The organism is Methylocella tundrae (assembly GCF_901905185.1).
Classification (GTDB): domain Bacteria; phylum Pseudomonadota; class Alphaproteobacteria; order Rhizobiales; family Beijerinckiaceae; genus Methylocapsa; species Methylocapsa tundrae.
Genome location: NZ_CABFMQ020000027.1, coordinates 1 through 423, shown reverse-complemented (window position 1 = coordinate 423; position 423 = coordinate 1). Strand labels below are relative to the sequence as shown.

Here is a 423-nt window from a genome sequence, read left to right as displayed (position 1 = left end):
CCTTGTGCATGCGTGGCCAGCCGTATTCGCCCTTGACCTCGGCGTGGATGGCACGGATGTGCGCCAGCAGGGCTTCATCGCTGTAGAGTCGGCCAGGGCCGCTGCGGCCATGACCATCCTCTCGCCGGCGCAGCCAGTTGAAGTACCCGCTGGCGCTGACCTCCAGCACACCGCAGGACACGCTCACCGGGTAACGGTACTTCATTTGGTCAATCCAGGCGTACCTCGCAGCGTGTCCTGCGCGAAGTACGCCGCAGCTTTTTTTGCGATGTCGCGCTCCATGCGAAGGCGAGCATTCTCGGCGCGCAGCCGGGCAATCTCCATCTGCTCGGGCGAGACTTTGGTCGCCTTGTCGGCGCTGCCAACGTCGTTCAGCTCTCCCTTGGATGACAGTCGCACCCAGTTGCCCAGACTGGCCTTGGG

1 pseudogene is annotated in these 423 nt (G+C 63.8%); it reads right to left on the bottom strand.

The annotated features are described in order from the left end of the window. Positions 1-423 (bottom strand): annotated as a pseudogene (locus MPC4_RS04170) (transposase family protein); the annotation flags it as partial.